We start from the raw sequence: 25,651 nt of genomic DNA, 5'->3' as shown, positions 1-25,651 counted from the left end.
CCCATGACCCTCCCCCTCTCCCAGCTCAGCGCGCTGCTCATGCTCATGGCCGAGACAGGTCAGGCCACCAACACGGCGCTCAAGGAGCGGTACGGCAGCGCCATCGACGGGCAACTCCGGCGCACGCTGAACGAGGCGAAGCTGGTCGAGAGCCACAAGCACGGACGCGGGTTCGAGCACGTCCTGACCGACTCCGGCTGGGCCAGGGCCGCGGAGGCGCTGCGCGAGGGCGTGCCCGTGCCGTCGCGGGCGGGCACCGTCGCGGCCCGCGTGCTGCTGGCCTGGCTCGGCGCCACCGTACGGCGCGGCGAGCGCAGCCTGGCCGAGCTTTTCGCCCCCGACGAGGTGCTCGGACACCGGGACGACGCGGAGGGGCGGGTCCGCGCCGCCTACGCCGCGCTCGCCGCGCGCCCCGGCGAGTGGGTCCGCCTCGCCGTCCTGCGCGAGCACCTGGCCGACCTGCCCCGTGACGCGGTCGACGCCGCCCTGGTCCAGCTCAACAAGGCGGACGGCATCCTGATCCCCGAGGGCAACCAGAAGACCCTCACCCCGGACGACAGGGCGGCCGCCATCGTGATCGGCAACCAGGACAAGCACCTGCTGGCGATCGGCGCCTGATGAGCGAGCTTCAGGCTCTGGCCGCGCTCAGGCTGCACCCGGTCGAGCACGCCGACGACGTCTGGCGCCCGTCGCCCTTCCACGTCGAGGCGCTGTACCCGGCCGCCGAGCACGTGATCGGCACGGCCCTGGACGAAGCACGCCAGAGCCAGGGCGCCAGCCCCGTGGGCCTGGCCGTGCGCGGCATCAGAGGCACGGGCAAGACCCACCTGCTCGGCTGGCTGCGCGAGCGCACCCAGGCGGAGGGCGGCTACTTCTTCCTGGTCGGCCTGCTCGACGCCAAGGGCTTCTGGGAGAGCGTCGTGATCTCCCTGCTGGAAGGCCTGGCCAGGCCGTCGGCCGACGGCCGCACCCAGCTCTCGGTGTTCCTGGCGAAGCTCGCGGCCGAGACGAACCTACCCAGGATGAAACGGCGCGAGGCCGACGGCCGCTCCCCGCTGACCCGCGCCACGCTCGACGAGCTCGTGGACAAGCTGCGTCTGCTGCACCCGCGCACCGGCCGCGAGCAGCGCGACGTCGCCCGCGCCCTGGTCCTGCTCGGCGCCGGCGACCTGGGCCTGCAGGACATCGGCGAGTCCTTCCTGACCTGCGTGGCCGAGGGCGAGCCTGGCGAGCGCGGCCGCTGGGGCATCAGCGGCGCGCGGCCCACGCCGCAGGAGATCGTCCGCGGCGTCTCCCGGCTGCTGGCGCTGACCGGCCACTGCGTCATCGCCGTCGACCAGATCGACACGCTGCTGGCCCAGGCGGGCATGACCACCTCGGCGGAGGAGGGCTTCTCCTGGAACGACCGGCTCGTCGTGGAACGCGTCGGCGGCGGGCTGATGTCCCTGCGGGAGGTCACCTCCCGCACGCTGACCGTGCTGAGCTGCCTGCCCGCCACCTGGGCTCTGATCCGGAAACACGCCACGGACTCCGTCCAGGACCGTTTCCGCGAGGTGCCGTTCCTGCAGCACCTCGGCACGGAGGACCGGGCGCTCGCACTGGTCGCGCGGCGCTTCGCCGTACGGTTCTCCGAGGTGGGCTTCGAACCCGCCTACCCCACCTGGCCGGTGCGGCCGGAGTTCCTGCGCGAGGCCACCGAGTTCACGCCGCGGCAGTTGCTGCAGGACATCGACCGGCACGTGCAGGACTGCCTCAAGGACGGGGTCGTCAGGGAGCTCGGCGCCGGGGCCGGCGTGCCCGCCGGGCCCGTGGAGCCCGCCGGGCACGACCATGCGGCACTGGACGCGCTCTGGGCCGGGCTGCGGGGCCGTACGGACCAGAACCCGCGGCTGGAGCCCGACTCGGAGGACCAGGTGATGCCGCCGCTGCTGGCGGCGGGACTGGCCGCGTGGATCATGGAGCAGGGGGCCGAGTCCGGCGCCTACCGGCAGGACGCCCCGCCGAGCGCCAAGCCCGCCCTCCACGCGCGGCTGCGCCGGGCGCTGGACGAGCGGACGGAGGACGAGATCCACTGGGCGTTCCGCGCGATCAGCGCCAAGCATCACAACGCGGTGCTCTCCCGGCTGCGGGTCGCCTCCGTGGCCGCCGGGCTGGACGAGGCGGTGCCCAAGCGGCGGCTGTTCGTGCTGCGCAACGGCGCCTGGCCCGGCGGTCCCGTGACGCGGACGACCGTGGAGGAGTTCGAGAAGCGGGGCGGGCGGGTGCTGCCGCTCGGGGCGGAGGATCTGGCGCTGCTGGGGGCGTTGCGCGATCTGCTGGCGGTCAACCCGCCGGGGCTGGCGGGCTGGCTGGCGGAGCGTCGGCCCACCCGGGAGCTGGCGGTCTTCCAGGACGCCCTCGGCGAGCCCGCACCGGCCGAGGCCGTCCGCTCACCCGACGCCCCACCACTCGACGCCTCACCCACCGCACCGTCCCCGGCACCGTCCGCCGCAGTGCCGGTCTCCTCTGCGCCGGTCTCCTCCGCGGTGCCGGTCTCCTCCGCGGTGCCGGTCATCCCCGTCGGCCGCGACCTGCTCACCGGCACCCCCACCCGCCTCGACCTGGAGGCCCTCCGCAAGCACGCCGTCATCTTCGCCGGATCGGGCTCGGGCAAGACGGTGCTGATCAGGCGGCTGATCGAGGAGTGCGCGCTCCTCGGCGTCTCGGCCATCGTCCTCGACCCCAACAACGACCTGGCCCGCCTCGGCGACCCGTGGCCGCAGCCGCACCCGGAGAGCGCCCGCGCCGAGGAGTACCTGAACGGCGCCGAGGTCGTCGTCTGGACCCCGCGCCGCGACGGCGGCCGGCCCCTCGTCTTCCAGCCGCTGCCCGACTTCACCGCGGTGATCGACGACCCGGACGAGTTCAACGAGGCCGTCGAGTCGGCCGTCGCCTCCCTGATCCCGCGCGCCAAGCTGGAGGGCCGCACCGCCAAGGCCCACCGCGGCCAGGCGCTGCTGCGGGAGGCGATCGACTTCTACGGCAGGCGCGGGCGCACCGGGCTCGCGGGCCTGGTCGACCTGCTCTGCGACCTGCCCGACGGGCTCAGCACCCTCGACGGCGCCTGCAAGATCGCCGGTGAGATCGGCGAGAGCCTCAAAGCCGCCATGATCATCGATCCGCTGTTCGGCGGCTCGGGCGCCCCCGCCGACCCCGGCGTGCTGCTCACCCCCTCCCCCGGCCGCCGCGCCAGGATCTCGGTGATCAGCTTCGTCGGGCTGCAGTCCGACGACCAGCGCCAGAGCTTCGTCAACCAGCTCCAGATGGCGCTGTTCGCCTGGATCAGGAGGAACCCGGCGGGCGACCAGCCGCTCGGCGGCCTGTTCGTCATGGACGAGGCCCAGACCTTCGCCCCCTCCGGCACCATGACCGCGTGCACGCAGAGCACGCTCGCCCTGGCCGCCCAGGCGCGCAAGTACGGCCTCGGCCTGGTCTTCGCCACCCAGGCGCCGCGCGGCCTGCACAACCGCATACCCGGCAACGCCGCCACCCAGTTCTTCGGCCTGCTCAACGCCCCCGCCCAGATCGCGGCGGCCCGCGAGCTGGCCTCGGCCAAGGGCAGCTCCGTCGACGACATCGCCCGGCTGCGCACCGGGCAGTTCTACGCCGCGCTGGACGGCGAACCGTTCGTGAAGATCCAGGCGCCGCTGTGCCTGAGCCACCATCCGCGCGCCCCGCTGTCGGTGGAGGAGGTGCTGGAGCGCAGCCGCCGCTAACCGCCCCCGGCCCTCGGCGTCGCCCTCACCAGCGCCACCACCTGGACGGCCACCGCCGCGACGCACACGACGACGAGGGCGACCGGATGCCACGGCGGGTTCTGATAGATGTATCCCGCCTGGTCGTCGTAGTTCATCTCGCCCGACATCGGGTGCAGCCAGGTGAACAGGGCCAGCACGAGCAGGTACGGCGCGCTGAACAGCCAGGCGGGGACCAGCCTGCCCGGCGTGACCCCGCGCCGCCTCATGCGCCATCCCAGCGCCACCACGGGCAGCGCCGTGGCACCGATCAGCAGGAGCCACCGCCCCAGCAGACCCGCCGACTCCCAGGCCCGCCGTACCAGCCAGGAGCGTGAGCTGTCGTTCCACGGCGCGCCGAACACGTCGGTCGGCGTGCGCGGTTCCGTCGCCAGGCGGATCGCCACCAGGTTGACCACCGCGTAGGCGGCGACCGCCAGGATCGGCCCGGCCACCAGCAGCCGCGAACCCCGCCCTCCCTCCTGCCACGAACCCTCGCGCATCGCCAGGGCCACGGCGGCCAGCTGCGTGACCGCGGCCGCCCAGAGCACGAAGGTCAGCGACGGCAGGTACCAGCCGGGCTCCAGCCGCTCGAACGGCGGGCTGCTGAAGCCCCCCATCGGGAAGTCGCTGATCGGGTTGAACCAGCGCACCAGCAGCAACCCGGCCCAGTAGAGCCCCGTCACCACCCCGGTCGCCGCCAGGGCTGCCGGGGAGCGCCTGCGGGCGGCCCACAGGAAGAAGATCGCGAAGCCCGCCTGGACGGCGGCGATCACCAGGGAGCGCTGGACGCCGAACTCCTCCATCGCCGCCACGGGCCCGGCCGGATGGCCGACCTGGACCCCGGCGAGGTTCCCGCGCGCCTGCAGGACGGCGGCCACGTCGAGCCCCAGCACCACCAGCGCGTACGGCCCGGCCGCGCGCATGAGGAGCGCGGCGCGATCCCTCATTTCGGCACGACCGTGCTCATGTGATCCAGCGCCCTCCTGAGCACCCGTTCACCCCTGCGCAGCGCCCCTTCGAGATCGTTGCCCGCCGCCACCTGCCATTGCAGGTAGACCACGGTCGTCCCGCTGCGCACCGAGACGGCGACGTGGGCGTAGGAGTCGCGGGAGGTCGGCTCGTCCGGCATGCGGCGCACGCGCGCGGCGAAACGTTCGATCTCCCCCGTCCACCGGCCGTGCCCGAACGCCTCCAGGGTCACGGGTACCCCGACCGCCCCCTCGAGGCTCTGGTCGTCCCAGTGACGGCACGGTTCGCGCAACCGCCCATCAAGGACCCTGTCGGACTCGCTGTGCATCTTGCCGCGCCGGATCCGCTCGGCCTGGGCCTCGTCGGAGGCGACGTGGACACTTTCCTGGACGGCCGCCTCCCCCAGCATCGAGCGGTCGACCGACTGCATGGAACTGACGACGGACGTCCTGGAGTACAGGTGTGCGCAAGCCAGGTCGGTGTCCTCGTCGCCCCTCGGCCGGACCCGCATGCGCGTGCCGTACGACACGGGATCGGGCAGGACCCGGCTCAGCCACGTCGGCGCCTCGTCCGCGCCCGCGTGGGTGAGGGCCCACTCGACCTGCTGCAGCCCGCCGGTCGTCCAGTGCGGCATAGGCCATCCCACGGCGCCGCGCACCTTCCACCAGGCGTGCGCCACCCACGGGCCCTTGGACGCCACGACGTGCCCCTCGGTCCTGGGCTTGTAGATCCACGCCGCGGGACGTTTGGCGAGCGTCTCGGCGACGACCTGGACCCCCTCCCAGCCGCCGCGCGTGTACGGCTCCACGCCGACGTCGCCCTCCATCATCGCCCCGTACTCCTCGACGGCCGGTCCCTCACAGGCCTTCGCCTCCCTGCCCGCCGCGTGAGCGAGCTCCCGCGCGGCGGTCGCGTCGGCCAGCCTCATGAAGCGGACTTGGATCGGCGGATCGGTGCGGAGCCGGGCGGCGTAGACGGCGACGCCGCGCGGTTCGTCCACTTCGCGCCGCGCACCCGTGCACAGCGAGAAGACGTCGTAGGCCCAGAAGTGCGGCTCCTCGTCGGGGGCCTCGTGCGGGCGCAGCATGCGGGCGAGCTCCTCGACGGTGCCCGCGGGTTCGGCGGGCGGCAGCCGCGAGGCCGACGGTGGCCCGCTGCCGCCGGCGGCGCCGATCAGCACCGCCGCTAGCCCGACGAGCACGATCTTCCGCATGCCCGGTTAGACGCATGTGACAGCGAAAGAGTTCTCTGTCCCGTTGAGGCGGGTATTGCGAGTAGGGCGGGCGGGACTTGAACCCGCGACCCATGGATTATGAGTTCCCTGGTTCGGTGCCGCGGTGTGACTGGATGGGATTGGGTGTGCTGGTTTGTCCACGACTCCGCCGATTCCCGGGCCGGGCCGTCCCGGGTGGTGACGCCCCGTGCCGGGGTTGCCGATCCCCGGCCGAGCACCAAACGTGATCACCTAAGTCTTCTTAAGCTGTCGGAGCCAGTGCTCGGCTTTCTGAGGACTGTCCCCGATGGCTGCCCAGCCCTCCGAGGGATCTGGCTGCCGTGGTGCCCATGAACGCGGACGAGGCATCTTCAGAGCAGCCTGAACCACGCGAGTGACGGCAGGCGGGGGCTGATCGTAGGTCAGGATTTCGAGCAGAAGGGGGTGACCGCTGGATTCATCAAACTTCAGATCCCACGCCCTGCTGGTTACCTGGCAGTGGTGGTCCATCTCGAAACAGGCGACCATGCAGGTCTGACCCTGTTCGTGTGAACGGAGCCAGAGCAGCCGGTCTCCGGGCACCAGCCGCTCTCGGCCGATGATCGGCATGTTCCGCACACGCCGATCACGATCGACGTACGGCACGGGGTCCGCTTCTCCATGTTTGTCGTAGTCGCTGACGCCGGCCACATGCCCGGGGTTGTTGTCGCCCATGAGTTCGAGGAGATCGCCGTCGCTGTGCGCCTGCCAGACGTCGATAATCTCCGCCTGCGGCGCCATGAGGCCTGGATACGCGATGACGAAAAGCAGGTCACCTTCTGCCAGTGTCAAAGCAAGACGGTCTCCGTGGCGGACATGCTGAACAGCGTCGTCCCAGCTCTCGATGCTCGCAACTGCGAGCGCAGCAGCCCGCAAGGTTTCAATCGCATGATCGACAGACGCCCGGAAGTACTCCCGGCCCGGGTTCGGTCGGACGTCCTTCAGAAGCTTGTGGACCTGCTTCTCTACGGCGAGTGGATGTGACGTCATCAAGCGAAAGACAACCTCAAACCGACCGGGAACTCCCGACTTGCCTTGGTATAGTTCACTGGCCCGATCCTCCGAGAGACGGCTCGTCATGCCGATCTTTACTAAATCCGGCATGAACTCGTTGGTGAGGACGTAGACGAATCCGACCTCGCGGTGTGCGGGCATCTTTTGCTCCTCCCTGGCTCGACGCTCGTGAGCCGCAGCCCCCCGCGACATACGCCGACGTCCGTTAGCCTCGATCGAGGAGAGCCCGCATCCGGGCGATTTGCTTGTCGAGATTCTTCACCTGCGTGGAGCCCACCCCGAGTTCCTCGACGAGGAGTACGCGGACCGCTTCGAGTTCGGCCAACGACTCGTCGGAACGGCCAGCGCTCGCAAGCATCTGTGCGATCACGAAGCGTGACTCGCGAATCTGCTCCGGTGCCTCGTCGCTCGTCCCGGTCGCGTTCTGCACGAAGAACCGTAGTTGAGGCAGTGCCTTCTCGGAATTGCCGATCTCTGCGTAGGCGTGGCCCGCGTGGTAGGCACAGTGGAGGACATACGAGTTTGTCGGGGGTAGGTGTTTGGCATAGTCGCGGCCGACGACCTCGAACAACGATCCGGAGCGGGTGTATTCGCCGGCGTAGAAGAGTGCAGCGGCCAGCGAGTGGCGCAGTTGCAGCTCAATGAAGGAGTCGTGAGCAGCACGGGCTACACCGTCTTCGAGCAGGCTGATCGCCTCGGACGGCCGGTCATTGTCCAAGAGCGCTTTGACGTTGGCCTTCAGCTCTTCCGCCTGCTGCTCGGTGATTCTGCCTCTGCTCGTGGTCGGCTCCCGTCGTTTGGCGGGCGCGAGCAGAGGTCGCCGGAAGGGACGGGTCGGGTCGCGGTTCTCATCGCCGCCCGTGGGTTGCTCCGAGCCTGTCGCGAGTGGCAGCAGCGCCTCGTAGACGGCCTCGGCGGACGGCCGGGCAACCGCCTGTTTGTCCAGCATGGAGGACACGAGGTCATCGAGCTCGGGCGAGATCTCGGGGCGGCGTGCTCGGACTGACGGCACGGGTGATTGAAGGTGATGCGCACATAGTGGCATAGCGGTCGTGCCGTGATAGGGCACATCTCCGGTCAGGAGTTCAAACAGGAGACAGCCAAGAGAGTAGATGTCCGAGGCGGTGGTAACCGCCTGACCGAGGCATTGTTCTGGGGACATATATGGCGGAGTGCCGACAGTTCGGTCGATCTGCGTAAGTCGGGGGAGCGCGCCCGCGCCGCGCAGAATGGCGATGCCGAAGTCGAGAACCTTCACGAGGCCGCCGTCGACGAGCATCACGTTGGCCGGTTTGAGGTCGCGGTGGACGATATCAACCCGATGGACGTCGGTCAGGACTGCTGCGATCTGCCCGGCGATGGAGGCGGCCCACGCAATGGTCGGCGGGGTCGTGTCATAGTTCGCGTGGTTGAGGAGCGACTCCAGCGTCGAACCGCGCAACAGTTGCATGACGAGCCATAGCTGCTTACCTCCGTCTGGTCCCTCGTCGCCGGTGTCGTAGACGGCGGGGATGCCGGGGTGTTCCAGCTGTCCGGTGATGCGGATCTCGCGGAGGAACCGCAAGCGGTCACGCTCTAGGGAATCGAGGATTTCGGCTGCCTCGGGACTGTCCGGCGTCGCCGGGATCACCACCGACGCCGGAGAGCGGAGCAGCTTGATCGCGACGCGGCGGTCGAGGCGCTCGTCGTAGCCATGGAAAACCTCGCTCATGCCGCCGCGACCGATTGACCCGTCAATGCGATAGCGCTTCGCGAGCCGCTGCTTCTCGTCCGGTTGCCCTGCTGTGTCCGACACTCCACCCCCAGCTAAGAGATCAAATTCTTTGCCAACTCCTCAACGAGAGCAAGGGGCGGGCGGGACTTACTGTGCGGAATGCTCACCGGTCTCGCGCAGCATTTCGGCCCGCAGTCGTGCCAGCGCCTCGTCGCGTGCCGGTTCGGTGATGATCCGGTACGCGCGCTTGCGGGCGGCTTCCTTGATGGCCTTCTGGAACTCGTTGTTGTCGAAATACAGCTTCATGAAGGCGGTGTTACGCTCGGCGTTCTCCGCGACGATGTCGTCTAGCCGGTCGTCGGCGACCTGGCCGAACCGGGCCTCGTCGTTCATCAGCGCGATCTGCTGCATCCCGACGTCTTCGACCAGGCCGACGACCTGCTGGTAGATCAGGATCTGGTCGGCGGTGCCCAGGCCGAGGCCGAACCGGTCGTTCAGCTCCTCGATCACCTCCGAGAGTGGCTTCACCTCCGGCTCCCGGTAGCCTCCGCCGTCGGCGGCATGGCCCCGCACGGCCCGGTCGCCGACCGCCGAGAGCGAGACGTTGTGCCGCCCGGTGTGCTCCAGCCGAAAGTGACTCAGGTCCGCGTCGCCGATGTCGATGGAGGTTGAGGGCCGTCCGGGTAGCCGGAGCAGCAGAATCCGGCCGTACTGGTAGAGGCGTTCGAGGTCCCGATCACCCCAGGCGACAATCTGCGCGATGAGACTGTAGGCCCGCACATAGTCTTGGAGTGCCTTCCGGAAACCCTCCCGCTCGTCGTCGGTCTCCAGAGCGTCGAAGCGGTCCAACGCGGGCTTGAGGTATTCGTGCAGCTCCGCGTGGAGCTTCCGCTCCGCCGCTTCGGGCAGTCTGCCCGGCCCTGCCGCTGCCAGGACCCGGATGAACGCCTCCATCTCCGAGGCGACCAACAGTTCGTACTCCATTACCTCGCGCTGCTTGGTGTAGAGCAGGTTGGGGTCGCTAGGCTCGGTGATCGTCGTCTCGAACCAGTCCTCGAATGCGGCCTGGATGTCGGCGGCTTGGTTGACGAAGTCCAGGATGTGCACGTCGTCCTGCGACTTCAGTGGGTGGATTCGGTTCAGCCGTGAAAGCGTCTGTACGGCTGTGACGCCGGTCAGGGGCTTGTCGACGTACATCCCGCACAGCAGCGGCTGGTCGAAACCAGTCTGGTACTTGTCCGCGACGACCAGCAGGCGATACTCGTCCTGGTTCCGCGCGACCGCCTGCGGGTCGTCGGCCTTGGTGTACGCGAACCGGTCCGGCAGCTGAGACTCAGGAAAACCGTTGAGCTGTGACTCGGTGAACTCCAGACCGGCATCGTTCTTCAGCTGTCCGGAGAATGCGACGAGCGTGCCGCAGTCGGTGTATCCACGCAAGGAGACGTAGTTGCGGATCGCCTGGTACAAATCGAGCGCGTGCTGCCGCCCGCTGGTGACCACCATGACCCGCGCCCGTCCGCCGAGCCGCCCGACGATGTTTTCCCGGAAGTCGTCGACGATGAGTCGGGCCTTCTGCTCCAGCGACTTGGGGTGCAGCTCCGCGAGCCGGACCAGCGTCGCTTTCGCCTTGCCCGCGTCGACCTCAGGGTTGGCGATCTGCGACTCGTTCTGTTCGACGGCCGCGTTCCGCAGCCGCCATTTCGTGTCGTAGGTGATGTAGTTGGCCAGCACATCGAGGATGTAGCCCTCGTCAATTGCCTGCCGCATTGAGTAGATGTGGAAGGGGACGTACATCCCGACCTCACCAGTACGGGGGTTCACCCTCTCCGGGTCGAGGGTCCCGAACAGCTTCAGCGTCGGCGACTTCGGGGTGGCCGTGAACGCGAAGTACGACAGATTCGGCTGCTTGCCGCGCACCCGCGTCATGTACGTCGCGTCGTCCTCATCCTCCTCCCGCGGCGTCGCGTTCGCCCCGAGCGCCTGCTTGAGCTGGATCGCGGACTCCCCGCCCTGCGAGGAGTGCGCCTCATCGATGACGACGGCGTACCGCTTGCCCGCCAGCCCCACGTCGACGATCTTCTTCAGCAGGAACGGATACATCTGCAGGGTGCTGATGACGATCTTCGAGGTGGCATCACCGAGCGCCCCCGCGAGCTGCGTCGAGTCCACGTCGATTTTCTTGACGACGCCGGGCGTGTGGTCGAACTGGAAGATGGTCTTCTGCAGCTGGCGGTCGAGCACGACCCGGTCAGTAATCACAATGATCTTGTCGAACACCGCCCGGTTGCCCTCGTCGAAGAGGTTCGAGAGCCGGTGTGCCAGCCACGCGATCGTGTTTGACTTTCCCGAGCCCGCCGAGTGCTGGATTAGGTAGTGCCGCCCGGCCCCGTGCGCCCGCGCATGATCCACCATCTTCTGTACGGCATGCCACTGGTGGTAACGAGGAAAGACCTTCGGCGAGGTGTGCGGGTTCTCCTTCACGCCCTTCCGGTCCGACACCTGAATGTGCACGAACCGGTGCAGGATCTCCAGCCAGTTGTCGCGCTGCCAGATCTCCTTCCACAGGTAGTCCACGCTGTACGACCCGGGCTCGGCCGACGGGTTCCCCGCCTCACCGGACTTGCCAGGCCCGTTGGAACCGAGGTTGAACGGCAGGAACTGCGTGTCGGCGCCGCGTAGCCGCGTGGTGATGAAGGCCCGATCGGGGTCCACCGCGAAATGGACCAGCGCCCGCTTGGCAAGGAACACGTCGTTCTGATCCCGGTCACGCCGATACTGCCCGATGGCGTGGTCGGCGTTCTGCCCGGTGTTCGGGTTCTTCAGCTCGACCGTGGCGGTCGGCAGCCCGTTGACGAAGAGCGCCATGTCGAGCGAACGCTTCGGGTGCCGGGTACTGTAGTGCAGCTGCCGGGCGACCGTCAGCACGTTCGCGTCATACTCCGCGAGGGCGTCGGCGGCCAGGGTGTGGCCGGGCCGGAAGTACGCCAAGTCGATCTGCACCCCCCGGTCCCGCACCCCCTGCCGCAGCACATCCAGCACCCCACGCGCATCGACCTCGGCGGCTACCCGTTGCGCGAACTGGCGCTGCGCCGTTGTCGGGTCACCCCCATAGAAACCGACGAGTCGCTCCCACTTCTTCCCCTGCGTCGCACCGATGAACCGGAACATCTCCCCGGTGTCGAGCCCCAGGTCGACGTTGAATGTCCCCTGCGCCTGCACCCAACCACGATCGAGCAGCTCCGCCTCGACCCGATCCTCGAACCTCCGCTCGCCAAACGCTCCAGGCGTCATGCCGACCCACCTCCAGCCAGGGAGAGACCGGACGTATCGACCCCACGCGCGGTCGTGACATCAATCTGCCCGGTAACAGCGGCAGTGATAAGCGCCTGGCGACGCTCGGCAAGCAGGGCGAGCTGGTCGTTACGCAAGGCGCTCTCGGCTGTGATCACCGCAAGTCCTTTATCGATATCCGCGACAAGCCTTCGCTGCTCATCAACTGAGGGGAGGGTGACAACAAGGTCTCGAATGTCCCCCAGCGAGAGTTGGGTCTTGGTTCCACCATACTGACTCCCCAGCAGGAGTTCTTGAACCTGCGGCGCAGACAACGCATACGCGAGCCAACGTCCTTCAACCGCTTTGCTGGGCCTGGCCAGACAAACATGCTGACTCACATTTGCCTGCGCGATTCGCCGGTCAACCAACGATACCCAGCCCGTGTTCGCACCTGTAATGCCGATCAATACATCGCCGACACGTACCATGGAACGCTGAGCTTCAGCGGACGCCGAAGGGGGCACATCCACCAATGCTAGAGACTCGAGATTTGGATCGATGCTATCTCGTCGTAGATTCGCACTTCGGAAGAACGGCGTACCTTTGGATCCGACGTATTCGCCCCAACCGCGCGGACCACTGGTAACCAGATCAAGGTAGTAGCCGAGTCGGGCGCTACCGCACTCAGAATCCGGAAAGATTGACATGAGCAGCGCACGGCGCTTGGCCTGAAGAAGATTCAAACTCCCAGACATCGAACTAACCAACTGATCGATCCGGGCTGTCTCGGCGTCGAGGAAGTCGGCGATACGTCGCTGTTCATCGATAGTTGGGAGCGAAACCGCAATGTTCGCATAACGTTCGGCGTTGAAGTTCTGAATCGTTGACGTAACCGCATCTGCCTCAATGGCAGCTTGAAAGAGGCGTGATGCCGCCAGATAAGCCATAAACCGCGGTTCTACACTCGGGCGAGGCCGGAAACGCACAAGGTATCCCGCGTAGGTACTCGGCTCTTCAAGATCCCTCAAGAGCATCGCGCGCCCGAGCGTACCGCTACGTGACAACAGAAGGTCGCCATCCTTCAGCTCATGACGACTGTCCAGCGATGTATCAATAAAAACAGCATTTTCGCGCGAGCGAAGACCTCCGTTCTCATCGATGTCCGACGTACGGATGAGACGATGACCGCTGGACGTGTAGTCCTGTGCAGCGACATTGAGGCCATATTGGCCTGCGTCAACACAGAGATGTTTCAGTCGCGTCGCCGTCCAACTCATCCTGTTACCTCCCCCAAGAGCTTCTGGATCTGCGTCTCCAGTTCGCGCAACTCGGCGTCGATCTCGGCCAGTGGGCGGGGCGGAGTGTAAACGTAGAAATGGCGGGTGAAGGGGATCTCGTAGCCGACCTTAGTTTTGTCGTGATCGATCCAGGCATCGGGGACGTGAGGGGTGACCTCTCTGGCGAAGTACTTCTCGATGTCCTCGTCAAGCGGGATGTTCTCGTAGTCGCGTAGGTCCGGGTCGGGGATGATCGAGCCGTCCCGGTTCTTCTGGACCTCGCCCTCGGGATCGGAGACGGAGACCGCGCCCCAGACTGCTTTCAGTAGCGCGGCGGTGGAAGGCCATTGGGCTCCGCCCGCCGCAGTCGCCGCGTGGAGGGCGTTCGTCGCCTCCTTCTTCGTCCACCAGACTGTCCCGATTACACCGCGCAAGGCCGTTACCAGCGCCTCGCGTCCGCCCCACTTGGCCAGGGCCTTCGCACTGCCCATTGCGGCCAGGGTGTCCTCGGTGATCTCGAAGCGGAGCTTGAGCGGGCGCTCCACGGTGATGCGGTGGTAGCCGAAGTCACGGGTACCGAAGATCTTCACTTTGGTGTGGTCCGGATACCCGGTGTCCGCCGCGATCTTCACCGCATCGACGTACAGCTCGGTGATGTGCTTGATCTGGTCGTCGCTTATCTGCTTACGCTTGTCCCCGAAGGACTTACGCATCTTCTCCCACTGATCGCGGGCGTCAAGCAAGATCACCTTACGGCGCAGCTTCTCGTCCTTCCGGTTGGACAGGATCCAGAAGTAGGTGGAGATGCCGGTGTTGTAGAAGAGCTGGTCCGGCAGGGCAACGATGCCTTCCAGCCAGTCGTTCTCCAGGATCCACTGACGGATCCGCGACTCGCCGGACTCGGCCGCGCCGGTGAAGAGCGGTGAGCCGTTGAAGACGATCGCCAGTCGTGAACCCTTGCCTTCCACCGGGTCCATCTTGTCGAGCATGTGCTGCAGGAAGAGGAATGAGCCGTCGTTGATGCGCGGCAACCCGGCCCCGAAACGGCCCGCGTGGCCGAGTTCGGCCTCGTTCTCGACGTCGATCTTAACTTTCTTCCACTCCACTCCGAAGGGAGGGTTGGCCAGCATGTAGTCGAATTTCCGGCCACGGTGGCCGTCCTCGCTGAAGGAGTTGCCGAAGTGGATAGTGCCGCGCTGCTCGCGCATGAGCATGTCCGCCTGGCAGATCGCCCAGGACTCCGCGTTGAGCTCCTGGCCGAAGAGGTAGACCGTGGCGTTCGGATTAAGCAACTTGATGTAATCCTCGGCGGCGGTCAACATCCCGCCAGTGCCGCAGGCCGGGTCGAGGATGTTGATGACCTGGCCATCGCCGGCGATAGTTTCCGCGTCCGGGGCGACCAGTAGGTTGACCATCAGCTTGATGACCTCACGCGGAGTGAAGTGCTCACCGGCGGTCTCGTTGGAGTCTTCCGCGAACTTCCGGATCAGGTGCTCGAAGACGTAACCCATGTCGTGGTTACTGAGCCGGTCGAGGTCCCGCATCTCGGCGAACTTTCCGACTACCCCGTAGAGAATCTTCGCGCCCGCCAGTCGGGTGATCTCGTTATCCAGGTCGAACCGGCTCAGGATCGTCCGCACATTCGGGGAGAACCCGTTGATGTAGTCGCGCAGGTTCTTGGCGACGCTAGTCGAATCGCTGGCGATCGTGGCGAAGTCCTGCTTGGAGGTGTTGTAGAACGGCAGTTTCGCCACGACCTCCAACATCTTCTGCTTGTTCTCGATGGTGAGCGAGGAGTCGCGGTCGCGTACGGCCTGCCGGGTCGGGGCCATCACCGCGTCGAGGCGGCGCAGCAGCGTGAACGGCAGGATTACCCCGCCGTACTCGTGGCGTTTGTAGTCACCGCGCAGCAAGTCCGCGACCGACCAGATGTCGGCCGCCATCTTGGTGTGGCTGGGTCCCGAGGTCACAGCTCTCCTATCTCCTCATCAACCGCACTCGTGTCATCAGTGTTCTTCATCAGTGTGAACTCCGGAGCCAGAACCCCGGCAGTCAGGCCGTGCACGGTCTGTTCGATGAGATGCGCGCTCGCTCTCTCCAGCGCTGCGAGCACGTCCTCCACCTCCCGCAGGTGGCGGAACGCGTCGCCGTAGCGGCGCTGCTCGACCAGGGACAGCCGGGGAACGCGGCAGCGACGCAGGTCCTCGCGGTTGAGCGCGCCAAGGGTGTTGGCCGCAGGGAGCGCCCCGGCGTCGGCCCGCAGGAAGGTCGCCAGGAAGTGCGCGTCCAGCCGAGCGGGGTCGATCTCAACGACCTGCGCTACCCCGATGTCGTCTCCAGCCGTACCGGTCGCGACGACCGGCGGGCGGCCGAGAGTCCGCAGCAGCACGTCTCCCGCGCGGGGGGTATCGTCACGAGCCCTGATGGTCAGCACCCCTGCTCGTTCCAACTCGCCGAGGGTGACGAGCGAGTGGCGGGTCGGCGTGGGGGGCGCGGAGAAGCGCGGCAGTCCCCGCGCAGCATGCGAGTAGAGGGCCTGTAGCCGGTCGGTGACGCGGGTGAAGTCATCGGCGTTCGCCTCGACCCGAGGGGTGACGTAGCGGGACGGCAGCAGGTTCGCGTCACCGTCCAGGAGCTCCAGGCGTGGGACCGCACGGGACACCGTCGGGTCTGCGTCACCGAACAGCCGCTGCCAAGCGGCGAACTCGTTCGGGACGTCGGCGGCGTCACCCAGAACCGACAGGTCGATCATCCGGACATCCCGGTAGTCGGGAGTCCCGTAGGGCCGCTGTAGGACCCAGAGATAGACGTCGGTGTCGGGGGCGGAGCCCATTCCCTTCGGCAACGCGATCACGTCGCGGAGGGCGCCGGACCGCACCAGCGCCGCGCGGATCTGCTGCCCCGACGGCTGTATGCAGGTGCGGGGTGTCACAGCGACGACGGCTACACCGCGCGGTCTCAGGTGTGCATAGCAGTGCTGTACCCAGGCCAGTTCCCCGTCGCGGGGGGCCGGGGTGCCGAACTCCCAACGGGGATCGGTCGCGAGTTCGGCCGTGGGCCACTGCGTTAGGTCGAACGGCGGTTCGCAGACGACGGCCGCCGCCGCGCCTAGATATTGGCCGAGTCGGTTTTCCAGCAGGGAGTCACCGGTATGGATCTCATACAACGTATCGAGGGGATTGTGGCTCAGCCTCCGCACAGCCGCCTCGGTCGCAGACAGTCGAATCTCCTGCCCGGCCAGCCGGACCTCGGTGCCGAAGCGGTCGGCAACGGCCAAGAGCAGCGTCGCCTCCGCGCAAGCGGGGTCCAGCACGACGGGCACGTCCGCGTCCCAATCGCCGGACGACCCTACCGAAGTTGTCGAACGCGGCAGCAGCGACGCCATCACCCTGGCAAGCAGCTCTCCCGAGGTAAGGTCAGCGACGCCGCGCTCTCGCCCCTGTTCCGACAGTCGACCGAGATCGCTTCGCTCCCATGCGTGGGAGGAGCCGCCCGGGAACGGAACAGGGTCGTCGACGCGCTGCGTCCCCGTCTCGGTCCGCCCGGCCGTCGACAGCTGATCACCCTTCCCTGTCGCCTTCAGCCACGCCTCGACCTCCTCCAGGGAGAAAGTCGGGCTGTGCTCGCTGCCGCCGACCGGTTTGGGGAACCCCGGGTAGCGCCTGCGCCAATTCGCCACGGCGGCACGGCTGACGCCGGCCAGCCGCGCGATCGCAGCCGCCGTCACCTCGTCGCGCTCGCCAAGACTCATGGGGAAACCATACCTGGTGGTATCGACTAAACCAAGCCTTTGTTAGCGTTCGTGAGCATTGATATGAATGTAAACAAGATGTGGTAAGTTGACCCCTGAAAGAGTGATGGTCGCTATCTCAAGCGCCGTAAGTCACGGGTGATGAGCACGATGATGCCCGCTCCGTCGGGCATCATCGGTGTCCTCAGTCAGCCGACCCGTGGCTGGGCACATCCGCTCCCAGCGCCTTCCGGGGAGCGCAGGCCCGCCCCACGCACAAGATGCGCCGAGTCGCGCCCAGAGAGACAGCTCACCTGGGCCCAGCTCGTCGGTACGGGGGCTTTTGCCACGCCGACAGCGCACCCAGAACCTGTGCGCACGTCGCACCGCACTTCCCCAAATGTTCGGGCTGTCCAGCCCCTGTACCTCAGATGAGGACCGACATGAGCACCGAGAACCACGACGTCCCGGCCGCCGCCGAGAAGGCCACGACCCCGCCGACCACCCGCAAGACTTCCCTCTACCGCCTGCGCGCCGCGAGCCAGAACTCGAGCCTCCGCTCGTTAGTCCTCTCCCGCTACCTGGACCGGGAAGGGTTCAAGAGCACTGAGGTCGACCACGAGGGTATCTCCGGCCTCCTCATCACCGGCACGATCGCCCCCGGTCCCGCCGACTGGTGCACCCCACTCAGCGCCCTGAGTGGACATCCCGTCGCGGAGGAGAACCGGACGACTCTCGGCCTCCTCCTGGTCCGTACCGAGCAGGCGGTCTACGGCCTCGCCTACGGTATGGGTCACCTGATGATCGACCCAGCCCGGATCGACCCCGGATTCGGCATCGAGCTTGCCATCCGCTGCCTGGACGCCGACCACATCACCAAGGTCCGCCGCCAGGTCATGGACGCGCGGGGGCGGACTGACGAGAACTCCGCCACCGGCGGGGAGAACATCCGGGGCTTCGGTATCGAGCAGTTCGGGGAGATCGTCAGCCAGATCTCTGGCCAGATCGCCAACGTCCCGCTGACCTTCACCAAGGACCGCACCCGGCCCGCGCACATCACCGGAAACGACCGTTCAGTCAAGCTGCACCTCGGCAGCACGCCCGCCTCCCTGCTCCACGATCTCCAGCGGATCGAAGAGGTGTGCGCTCAGCCCAGCCCGCTGCCGGAGTTCGAGTTCATCGCCCAAGTCCGGCCGCTCCCCCCGAAGTCCGAGCAGGCGCAGCTCCTTGATGAGCGCCTCGACGCCATGCTCGGCGAGGATGAGCAGTCCCTCGTCGCCCTTGCTGTGCCCAGCGTCTGCCGGGACCGGTACGACTCCGCGGAGTCCTTCAAGGTGACGCTCGGCGGTCGCTCCCAGTACTGCGCCGAGCTTGAGATCGTCCAGTTCGTCGAAGCCGTCCGGAATCGGCAGCCGGGGAGCCGCCTGCGGACCCTGCGCGACGGGCGTATTCAGATGTTCGCCGATACCGAAGGGAACGAGCCGATCAGCACCAAGGTCCCCGCCGACCACTGGCTCACGGCCGAGGTGTCCGAGGACAGCTTCCACTACTTCTACTGGCAGCGTCGGTGGTACGAGATCGGCGCGGAGTACCTCACCGTCATCGAGCAGCGGATCGCCGAACTCCTCTCCCGTCCGACCAAGGTCACCATGCCTCCCTGGACTAAGGGCACAAAGGCCAAGCCACATGACGAGGACTGGTACAACCGGCAGGTCGCCGCCCAGGAGGGATACGTACTGCTCGACAAGAACACCGTACATACCGCACGCCTGCGCGGCGGCGGCCTCGAGATCTGCGACGGGCTCGGGCCGATCGGACAGTTCCTCTGCGTGAAGAAGGCCGAAGCAACCGCCGAGCTTAACCACCTCTTCGCACAGGGCAGGGTTGCCATGGAGACCCTGCGTTTTGACACCGAGGTCCAGCAGAAGTTCCTCGCCAAGATCGACGAGCTCGCACCAGGCCACCCCATGGACAGGACGTTCAGGTCGCTGACCCTCGTCTACGGCATCCTCCTCAAGGACGGAGTGCCGCTGACCCCGAACTCCCTGTTCGCCTTCGCGAAGGTCTCGCTGCTGCACGCGGTGACCGCTCTGGAGGGGATGGGCGTGCGCGTGGAGATCGTCTCCATCTCCCGGACCTCGACCACCGGGACGGTCACGTCGCGGGGAGATGCAGATCCGTCCTGACTGTCGCCGACCCGTCCTGCGGCCCCGAAAGCTCGCACTGGTCGATCGTCACGGTGTACGGCACCTCGGCGAAGGACCTGCTGGCCCCAAGCGCCCGGCCCAGTCTGACAAAGAAGTTCAAGTCGGCTGGTCACTCCTCGACTGGGTTTACCCAGATAGCCTCACCGCCACTTGAGGGCAAGCCTCCCTTGCCCTCAAGTGGCGGGAGCGCCATGACTGTGGGACGGGCTGGCAGGCTGTCGCAAAATGGTGATCCGCCTGTCCCGCAAATCCCGAAGTTATGGAAGACTGCACACTTGCGGGGCGGTAGCTCAGCTGGTCAGAGCAGTGGACTCATAATCCATAGGTCGCGGGTTCAAGTCCCGCCCGCCCTACCACCTACCTGCGGTTATGCGTCGAAGAAGTCCTCGTCGACCTCCTTGAGAGTGATCGTTTCTCCGGTGTGGACGCCACAGCCGTGCTCGACCATCAGCCGAGCGAGTTTCAGCCCGTCGATCAATATGATCCGTGATGAGACCTTGGCGACGTAGTCTGCGGCGGACTTGGTGAAGTGGCTCGTCGTGACGAACACCCCGCGGTCGGTTTGATGGCCGTGCAGCGCACCGACGAATGCTTGGACCTCGGCAGGGCCTACCGGATGGTCGGCAGCGTAGCGCTTGGCCTGGACATAGACCTGCTCGAGGCCGAGCGGATCCTTGCGGACCATGCCGTCGACTCCGCCATCGCCGGGGCCACCGAGGTGGACGGCGTCGCTGACCGCGCCGCCGTACCCCATCGCGACCAGCAGCGCGAGTACGGTGTGCTCCAGGAACTCCGGTGGCGCGGCCCGGAGCCTTTGAAGTAGCTCGTCGGCAATGGCCTCGTGCCAGCGCGCGACCAGCCGCGGGATGGCTTCCCTGGGAATCTCCTCAGCATCGGAGGAATCAGTCGGGACGGCGGCTTTCTTGGTCTTGGTCGGCTTTACCCACGCGGCGTGCTCGGGAGAGACGGAGGATAGCGCTTCGCGGTTGATCGCCCCGGAGTGCTCTGCGAGGAAGGTCCGGCCCCTGTCGGTGACCTGGGTGAAGCCGCGGCGCGTACGGACGAGGAGTCCTGCCTTGACCAGGTCCCTGATAGCCCAGTCGATCTTGCTGCGAAGCAGGTTGTGCCCGCCACCTCGGGTCCGTTGGGCCTGCTCCACCGGCGTGAGGTTGAAGGACTTCGCGATGGCGTCCCCTATGTCTCGCCGGCGGTGCTCGCCGCCCTCCTGGAGGAGCTCCAGCACGGGACGCATCACCGTCTCGAAGTCGGGAATCGCCACGTCGTGCCCCTTCAGCATCACGGAGTTGACTGAAGGCTACTGCCGCCGCCCCGGCCCCCCGGTAGCGCGAACTTGTCACCCGCCCCACAGTCGATCAATCGTGCGCGTGTGGAAGGGCGGTTGACATGCGGGAATGGATGTTCGACGAGCCGAGGCCTGAGCTGGTCTGGACGTCGGTACGGGACGGGATCTACCAGGGCGGCCAGATATGGCGGAAGGTCTTCGCGACCGACCCCGAGCAGATCCCCAGGGTGCGTCACCTCGTTCGGACTCTACTGAACACACAGGCAGAGACGGCCGAGTACATCGTCTCCGAGCTCGCGACCAACGCGGTCCTCCACGCCAGAGGGACGCACTTCCTGCTCGAGATCGCCACACTTCCCCGAGGAATCCGGCTCGCCATCTACGATCAGGGTGGCGACGGCTCGCCCAGCTTCATCCCGACGGCCGCCATCGCGCTCGGCCAGCACGGCTACGGTCTCCAGGCAGTCGCCCAGCTCTCGGCACGCTGCGGGTTGTCCGGCAACCCGGAGACCGGTCACGTCGTGTGGGCCGAGCTCGACGCCCTATAGGGCCGCGTGCCGTACGAGCATGGGCGTCCCTAACCCATCGCCCACCGAGAACGCGCCGGGCGCACGCGCGAAAATCAGGGCCGCGACTTGGGGTTCTCTATAGACCACCCGACTGGAGTTGCACCGTCCGTGACTACTTGGAAGCGTTACGTGGACTATTAGGTCCGGTGTTACAACCGGAAGGAGTCAGCGCAATGGGAGTAGTCATGGGCAACCTTCGCCGAGGAAGCACCGCTCTCCTGGCCGTGCTCATAGTGGCAGCCTGCGAGAGCGCCTCGGGCGACAACGAACCACTCGCTGTGGAGACTCCGCCACCAGCGACCTCCGCCGACCCGCTCGCGAGTGTGCGCGACCAGGCCCTCAACGCCTACCGAGGGCTCATGCGGGACTTCGCGAAGGCCGCTGAAACCGCAGACCACGGCCCGAGTACGCTCCGCCGCTACGCCGACGACCAGGCGCTCGCGGTCCTCATCAACGCACTGCGCCTCAACGACGAGCAGAACGCCATCGCCCAAGGAGAGCCGAAACTCAACCCGACGATCGTCTCCGCAACCCCGGAGAAGGTCGTCATCGAGGACTGCACCGACACCAGCAGCGTCCTGCTCTACAACCGGAAGACCGGCAAGCCAATCAACGACGAGCCCGGCGGGCTGCGCAGGATCGATGCCACGATCAGCCGGAAAGAGATCGGCTGGAAGGCGACCAAGATCCGGATCTGGCAGGTCGGGTCATGCTGAAACGGCTCGCGGTCGTGCTCATGGTGACGTTGGCGGCATCCGCCTTCGCCGTGAGCACAGCCGCGGCCGACGACATCTTCGGCAATGCCGAATGCGGCGAAGGCCGCCAGGGCGCAGGTTGCAACGTCGTCGCAGGCAATCGGATCAGCCGCGACGGTACGCCGGTCGGTCGCCAGACACCGAGCAGTGCGTCGGGCTGCCGTGACTCCCTGGGCCGGAGCGCCGCCTGCAGCGACCCCGCTTACGGTGTGATGGGGACCGACGGCTGCTACTACAGCGGCGGATCCGCTCCAGGCACGGCGACCAGGACCTGCCGGGACGCCAACGGCAACATCATCTTCGACACAGTCCCCGTTGGCGACGGCAGTGGCGGCGCGCCGATCGACCCGCTCACCGTCGCGTACATCGCCCGCGACAACCTGGTCCTCCCCAAGCCGGTCATCGCCTCCTCGCCCAAGACCACGGACTTGCAGCTCACCCGCCTGCCCACCTGGCTCTGGACCACCTCGCCGTGGACAGCGCAGAGCGCCAGCGCCTCCGCACCGGGGATCACGGTCACCGCGACCACGACCCCGGCCGAGGTCCGCTGGGAGATGGGCGACAGTCGCCGCCAGCTGTGCAAGGGGCCAGGCACGCCCTACGACGGGACGAAGGACCCGCGCGGGCCTCCCCGGATTGCTCGCACACCTACCTCGTCAGCTCCGCTCACCAGAAGAACGACGCCTACCCAGTCGTCGCCACGATTGTCTGGACGATCACCTGGTCCTCCGGTACGACGAGCGGCACGCTCCCGCCCTTGGTCACCACCGCCACCACGGCGTTCCGGGTAGCCGAGGCGCAGTCCCTGGTCACCGCATAAGGAGGCGCGTGAAGACCGCAACGAAACCCCCCGAAGTGCGACTTCAGGCACCTCGCAGGCACAAGCGAAGCATCGGCTGGGCACTGATCGGCCTGCTCCTCGCCGTGGGTGGCGGCATCGCGGCGGCCGTCACGGTGTTCGAGGCAGGCGAGCGGACCAGCGTCCTTGCCGTAACCCAAGCACTTCCCGCCGGCCACCTTGTGCAGCTCGCCGATCTGCGCAGCATAGAGATCGCGAGCGGCCCGGAGCTTCATACGATTCCGGTGCGGCAAGCACGGAAGGTCATCAACCAGCCACTCGCTCTGCCACTGGCAGCCGGGGCGCTCCTCACCTCGGAGGCACTCGGCACCGGCACCTACCCACCGGCAGGCGAGGCCGTGATCGCGGTCGGCGTCAAGCGCACCCTCTTCCCGCCCGCTGTCACCTCCGGCTCTCGCGTCTCCGTCGTCCTCGTCAACGGCGAAGGGAAGGAGGACGTCGCCCAAGCCCTCGTCACGGCCGTCGTCCCAGGAACGGAGTCGGCGCAAGAGATCACAGTCCAGCTCCAGCTCCCCGAGCATGACGCGACCGCCGTGGCCGCCGCGGCGATGACCGGCGAAGTGAGTCTCGCCGTACTGCCTAAGGGCGGGGGAAACTGATGCCCTTGTTCGGAATCGGCTACCTCAAACGCCCACCCGCCGGATGCACGCTCACCGCCACGGCCCTCGCGATGACTTGGCCCGGCGACACCCGGGTGCTGCTCATGGAGTGGGATCCCAGCGGCGGCACACTCGCGGCCCGGTTCGGTCTCGCCGCCCAGCCGAATCTGGTGACCCTCGCGGGTTCGACCCGCCGGAGCGCCTCGCCGGACCTGATCTGGGAGCACTCGCAGAACCTCGGCGGCGCCTTGCCCGTTGTACCAGCCCCGGCTGGCGCGGAGCAGGTGGCCGCAAGCCTCGCGACCCTCGCTATCTCGTACGGCGAGACGATCACCTGGCTGGCTGAGGAGTCCGACCAAGTGGTCCTTGCTGACTGCGGAAGGCTGACGGCGGATTCGCCCGCGCTCCCGCTACTGGCCAGCGCCCGCCTCCTCGTCATCATGGAGCCGGATCTCGCAGGGCTCGCCTGCCTTGAGACACAGATCGACGGGCTCAAGAAGGATTGCCGCGGAGTCGACCTGCTTCTTGCCGGGCACAGTTTCCCCGCCTCCCAGGTCGAAGAGGGGCTGGGCCTCCCGGTTCTCGGCACCATCCCTCGTGACGACAAGGCCGCCATCACTCTGCGCGACGAAGCTGGAAGACGACGACTCCACCGCCGACCATTGCTCCGGTCGGCCTTCGAAACCACCAACAGGCTCACCGGGCGGCGGCATGATCGATCAGACCATCGATAGCGTCCGCCAGACCGTCCATGACCAGCTCGCGGAACACGCCAAGGACGAAGCCCGCAGCGAGGCCGATCGGCAGCACCTCGGGAAGGACCTGATCCTCGCCGCTCTGGACCGTCACGCCGAGGACGCCCTCCGCCTCGGCCGCACTCCGCTAACCCCTGCCGAGGAGGAGCACGTCGCCACCACGGTCTTCAACTTCTCAGGATGTCCAGCGCCGCCTCGGTCTGGGCGATCTTCTTCTCCGCTTTGGCCTTGCCCCGGACCAGCGCGGCGTTCTCCTTGCGCAGCCGCTCTATCTGTGCCTGCTCGGGTGTCTTGTGAGCGCGCGAGGGGGTGGCCGGGTTGGAGAAGCCCGCTCGCCATTGTCTCGCTGCCGCCGCCACAGATCGATGCTGGTGCTGTAGAGGCCTTCCCGGCGCAGCACCCGGCCCTTCTCACCCTCGGGGGACCTCGTACTCCGTGATGATCCTTAGCGTGTACTCGGTAGAGAAGTGCCGTCGCTTGGGCCGGTCACCTCGGGGGCCGTCACCGGATTGAAGGTCGTGGCTAGCCATGGTCACCGCGCGTCGTACCCGTTCTCGCCCTGCTCATGCCAGCTAAGGAACTTAGTCCCTATTCGTCTCACTTGAGCTTGACACAGAGGGCGTCGGCGCGGGCATCGAGGCAGTGACAGAAGGCGCTACGGAAATCGGAAATTTCGCTCAATGCCTGGATCGGGCTGGCTGGGTGCAGGAAGCTGGCAGACACGGCCACCGCCTTCGTCGTCGCTTGTTTCGCAACTTCGAAGATGAGGCGGTGGCCGCCTCACGCCACGCCGTACGCGTTAGGCCACATTCCACTACATCCGGATATGCGGCAATTCTCCCCGAATTCGCCTCGGATGCTGCCCGCGTCCAGATCAAGGGTTAAACCTCAAGCTAAGGCCCAGAAGGACCGTGCAACCTAAGCAACACCGAAAAGGAGCCTGTCGTGGTCCTTCGCCTGCCCGGAGGCCACCTGTAAGAACAGCTACGTCGGTGAACACGGTGACTGCGGCTGAGGCACCCGCAGGCGCCGCAAAACCCACCTGCTCACGCCGCCACGATCGCGATCACGGCCCCCGTGACAATGACCAGCGCGGGCACGACCATCCAGAAACGCTGGGTGCTCCCGGTCGCCCGCCGGGTCAGCCGGTAGAAGGACGTCGCCTGATGTCGCTGGTCGGAAGACTTGAGCACCTCGGCGAGAGCCGGATCACCGGTCGCGAAGTACCGCTCGTCGAGCAGCGTCCGGAAAGCTTCGGCCCGGCGTCGGTTGCGCTGGTAGAGCTCTGTGTAGGCGGCGGCGAACGCCAGTCCGATGACCCCGATGAAGACCACGAGCATGCTGGCGGGCACCTCATCGCGCTTGAGGTTCCCGTCGGACGCGATGATGGCGACCAGCGCCGACGCCACGACCAGGACGATGTTGATGGCGTTGGCTCGCAGCGTCTCCGCGTGCCGCGCATGTGCGCGCATATCGGTGTACATACCCCAGAGCAGGTCCTTCTGGGCCTGTGGCCTGCTGGAATCGTCGGTCACGTGATCTCCCATGCGTCCATGATTGCCGGGCTACTTCACATTGATGCCTGGACGACGGACTCTG

20 protein-coding genes and 1 tRNA gene are annotated in these 25,651 nt (G+C 66.9%); 8 read left to right on the top strand and 13 right to left on the bottom strand.

Going from position 1 to position 25,651, the window contains the following annotated elements:
• The first annotated feature begins 3 nt into the window (after positions 1–3).
• Positions 4–618: a hypothetical protein gene (locus ACIBH1_RS06870; RefSeq protein WP_397312634.1), complete on the top strand. Its 615-nt coding sequence runs from the start codon at positions 4–6 to the stop codon at positions 616–618.
• Positions 618–3,755, top strand: a complete 3,138-nt coding sequence (locus ACIBH1_RS06865) for a helicase HerA domain-containing protein (protein ID WP_397312633.1) — start codon at positions 618–620, stop codon at positions 3,753–3,755. The genes ACIBH1_RS06870 and ACIBH1_RS06865 overlap by 1 nt, the downstream gene beginning before the upstream one ends.
• Here the strand turns inward: ACIBH1_RS06865 and ACIBH1_RS06860 are convergent.
• The 8 genes from ACIBH1_RS06860 to ACIBH1_RS06825 all read right to left on the bottom strand — a co-directional run bounded on the left by ACIBH1_RS06860 (position 3,752) and on the right by ACIBH1_RS06825 (position 17,026).
• A complete protein-coding gene (locus ACIBH1_RS06860; protein ID WP_397312632.1) occupies positions 3,752–4,723 on the bottom strand; it encodes a hypothetical protein in 972 nt (323 codons plus the stop codon). The two genes, ACIBH1_RS06865 and ACIBH1_RS06860, sit on opposite strands and share 4 nt — an antisense overlap.
• Complete coding sequence (locus ACIBH1_RS06855; protein ID WP_397312630.1) at positions 4,720–5,958, bottom strand: hypothetical protein; 1,239 nt, start codon at positions 5,956–5,958, stop codon at positions 4,720–4,722. Before ACIBH1_RS06855 ends, ACIBH1_RS06860 begins: the two co-directional genes overlap by 4 nt.
• A 252-nt stretch (positions 5,959–6,210) precedes the next feature.
• Positions 6,211–7,152, bottom strand: a complete 942-nt coding sequence (locus tag ACIBH1_RS06850) for a GIY-YIG nuclease family protein (protein WP_397312629.1) — start codon at positions 7,150–7,152, stop codon at positions 6,211–6,213.
• Positions 7,153–7,216: 64 nt separating this feature from the next.
• Positions 7,217–8,806 (bottom strand): protein kinase, encoded by a 1,590-nt coding sequence (locus ACIBH1_RS06845; protein ID WP_397312627.1) that lies wholly within the window; start codon positions 8,804–8,806, stop codon positions 7,217–7,219.
• A gap of 66 nt (positions 8,807–8,872) precedes the next feature.
• Positions 8,873–12,016 (bottom strand): type I restriction endonuclease subunit R, encoded by a 3,144-nt coding sequence (locus tag ACIBH1_RS06840; RefSeq protein ID WP_397312626.1) that lies wholly within the window; start codon positions 12,014–12,016, stop codon positions 8,873–8,875.
• Entirely contained in the window at positions 12,013–13,275 is a 1,263-nt protein-coding gene (locus ACIBH1_RS06835; RefSeq protein ID WP_397312625.1) for a restriction endonuclease subunit S, read from the bottom strand. Before ACIBH1_RS06835 ends, ACIBH1_RS06840 begins: the two co-directional genes overlap by 4 nt.
• The gene (locus ACIBH1_RS06830) at positions 13,272–15,218 is read right to left on the bottom strand and encodes an N-6 DNA methylase (protein ID WP_397312624.1); all 1,947 of its coding nucleotides are present in this window, start codon (positions 15,216–15,218) and stop codon (positions 13,272–13,274) included. The genes ACIBH1_RS06835 and ACIBH1_RS06830 overlap by 4 nt, the downstream gene beginning before the upstream one ends.
• 23 nt (positions 15,219–15,241) lie before the next feature.
• Positions 15,242–17,026, bottom strand: a complete 1,785-nt coding sequence (locus ACIBH1_RS06825) for an N-6 DNA methylase (RefSeq protein ID WP_397312622.1) — start codon at positions 17,024–17,026, stop codon at positions 15,242–15,244.
• Positions 17,027–17,448: 422 nt separating this feature from the next.
• Between ACIBH1_RS06825 and ACIBH1_RS06820 the strand changes: the two genes are divergently transcribed.
• Positions 17,449–19,191 carry a DUF6119 family protein gene (locus tag ACIBH1_RS06820; protein WP_397312621.1) on the top strand — a complete coding sequence of 581 codons (1,743 nt, stop codon included), beginning with the start codon at positions 17,449–17,451 and terminating at the stop codon, positions 19,189–19,191.
• A 300-nt stretch (positions 19,192–19,491) separates the two neighbouring features.
• Positions 19,492–19,568: transfer RNA gene (locus tag ACIBH1_RS06815), tRNA-Ile, on the top strand.
• An 11-nt stretch (positions 19,569–19,579) separates the two neighbouring features.
• Here ACIBH1_RS06815 and ACIBH1_RS06810 read toward each other — a convergent pair.
• Entirely contained in the window at positions 19,580–20,491 is a 912-nt protein-coding gene (locus ACIBH1_RS06810) for a restriction endonuclease (RefSeq protein WP_397312620.1), read from the bottom strand.
• Between the two features lie 137 nt (positions 20,492–20,628).
• On the opposite strand from ACIBH1_RS06810, the gene ACIBH1_RS06805 reads away from it, so the two are divergent.
• Together ACIBH1_RS06805 and ACIBH1_RS06800 are read left to right on the top strand one after the other, a co-directional pair.
• Complete coding sequence (locus ACIBH1_RS06805) at positions 20,629–21,063, top strand: ATP-binding protein (protein WP_397312619.1); 435 nt, start codon at positions 20,629–20,631, stop codon at positions 21,061–21,063.
• 380 nt (positions 21,064–21,443) lie between these two features.
• Entirely contained in the window at positions 21,444–21,800 is a 357-nt protein-coding gene (locus ACIBH1_RS06800) for a hypothetical protein (protein WP_397312618.1), read from the top strand.
• Positions 21,801–22,071: 271 nt separating this feature from the next.
• Here the strand turns inward: ACIBH1_RS06800 and ACIBH1_RS06795 are convergent, their stop codons facing one another.
• Complete coding sequence (locus ACIBH1_RS06795) at positions 22,072–22,434, bottom strand: hypothetical protein (RefSeq protein ID WP_397312617.1); 363 nt, start codon at positions 22,432–22,434, stop codon at positions 22,072–22,074.
• 233 nt (positions 22,435–22,667) lie between these two features.
• On the opposite strand from ACIBH1_RS06795, the gene ACIBH1_RS06790 reads away from it, so the two are divergent.
• Both ACIBH1_RS06790 and ACIBH1_RS06785 read left to right on the top strand, forming a co-directional pair.
• Positions 22,668–23,297 (top strand): hypothetical protein, encoded by a 630-nt coding sequence (locus ACIBH1_RS06790; protein WP_397312616.1) that lies wholly within the window; start codon positions 22,668–22,670, stop codon positions 23,295–23,297.
• A gap of 5 nt (positions 23,298–23,302) precedes the next feature.
• Complete coding sequence (locus tag ACIBH1_RS06785; protein WP_397312615.1) at positions 23,303–24,031, top strand: hypothetical protein; 729 nt, start codon at positions 23,303–23,305, stop codon at positions 24,029–24,031.
• Here ACIBH1_RS06785 and ACIBH1_RS06780 read toward each other — a convergent pair.
• The 3 genes from ACIBH1_RS06780 to ACIBH1_RS06770 form a co-directional block, all read right to left on the bottom strand.
• A complete protein-coding gene (locus tag ACIBH1_RS06780; RefSeq protein ID WP_397312614.1) occupies positions 23,994–24,146 on the bottom strand; it encodes a hypothetical protein in 153 nt (50 codons plus the stop codon). The two genes, ACIBH1_RS06785 and ACIBH1_RS06780, sit on opposite strands and share 38 nt — an antisense overlap.
• Positions 24,147–24,219: 73 nt before the next feature.
• Positions 24,220–24,411 (bottom strand): hypothetical protein, encoded by a 192-nt coding sequence (locus tag ACIBH1_RS06775; protein WP_397312613.1) that lies wholly within the window; start codon positions 24,409–24,411, stop codon positions 24,220–24,222.
• 687 nt (positions 24,412–25,098) lie between these two features.
• On the bottom strand, positions 25,099–25,587 hold the full coding sequence (locus ACIBH1_RS06770) for a hypothetical protein (RefSeq protein ID WP_397312612.1): 489 nt from the start codon (positions 25,585–25,587) through the stop codon (positions 25,099–25,101).
• Between the last annotated feature and the right edge of the window lie 64 nt (positions 25,588–25,651).

The organism is Nonomuraea sp. NPDC050663 (genome assembly GCF_044456985.1).
GTDB lineage: Bacteria > Actinomycetota > Actinomycetes > Streptosporangiales > Streptosporangiaceae > Nonomuraea.
The sequence above is the reverse complement of the archived record's forward strand: the minus strand, read 5'-3'. Positions and strand labels throughout refer to the sequence as shown.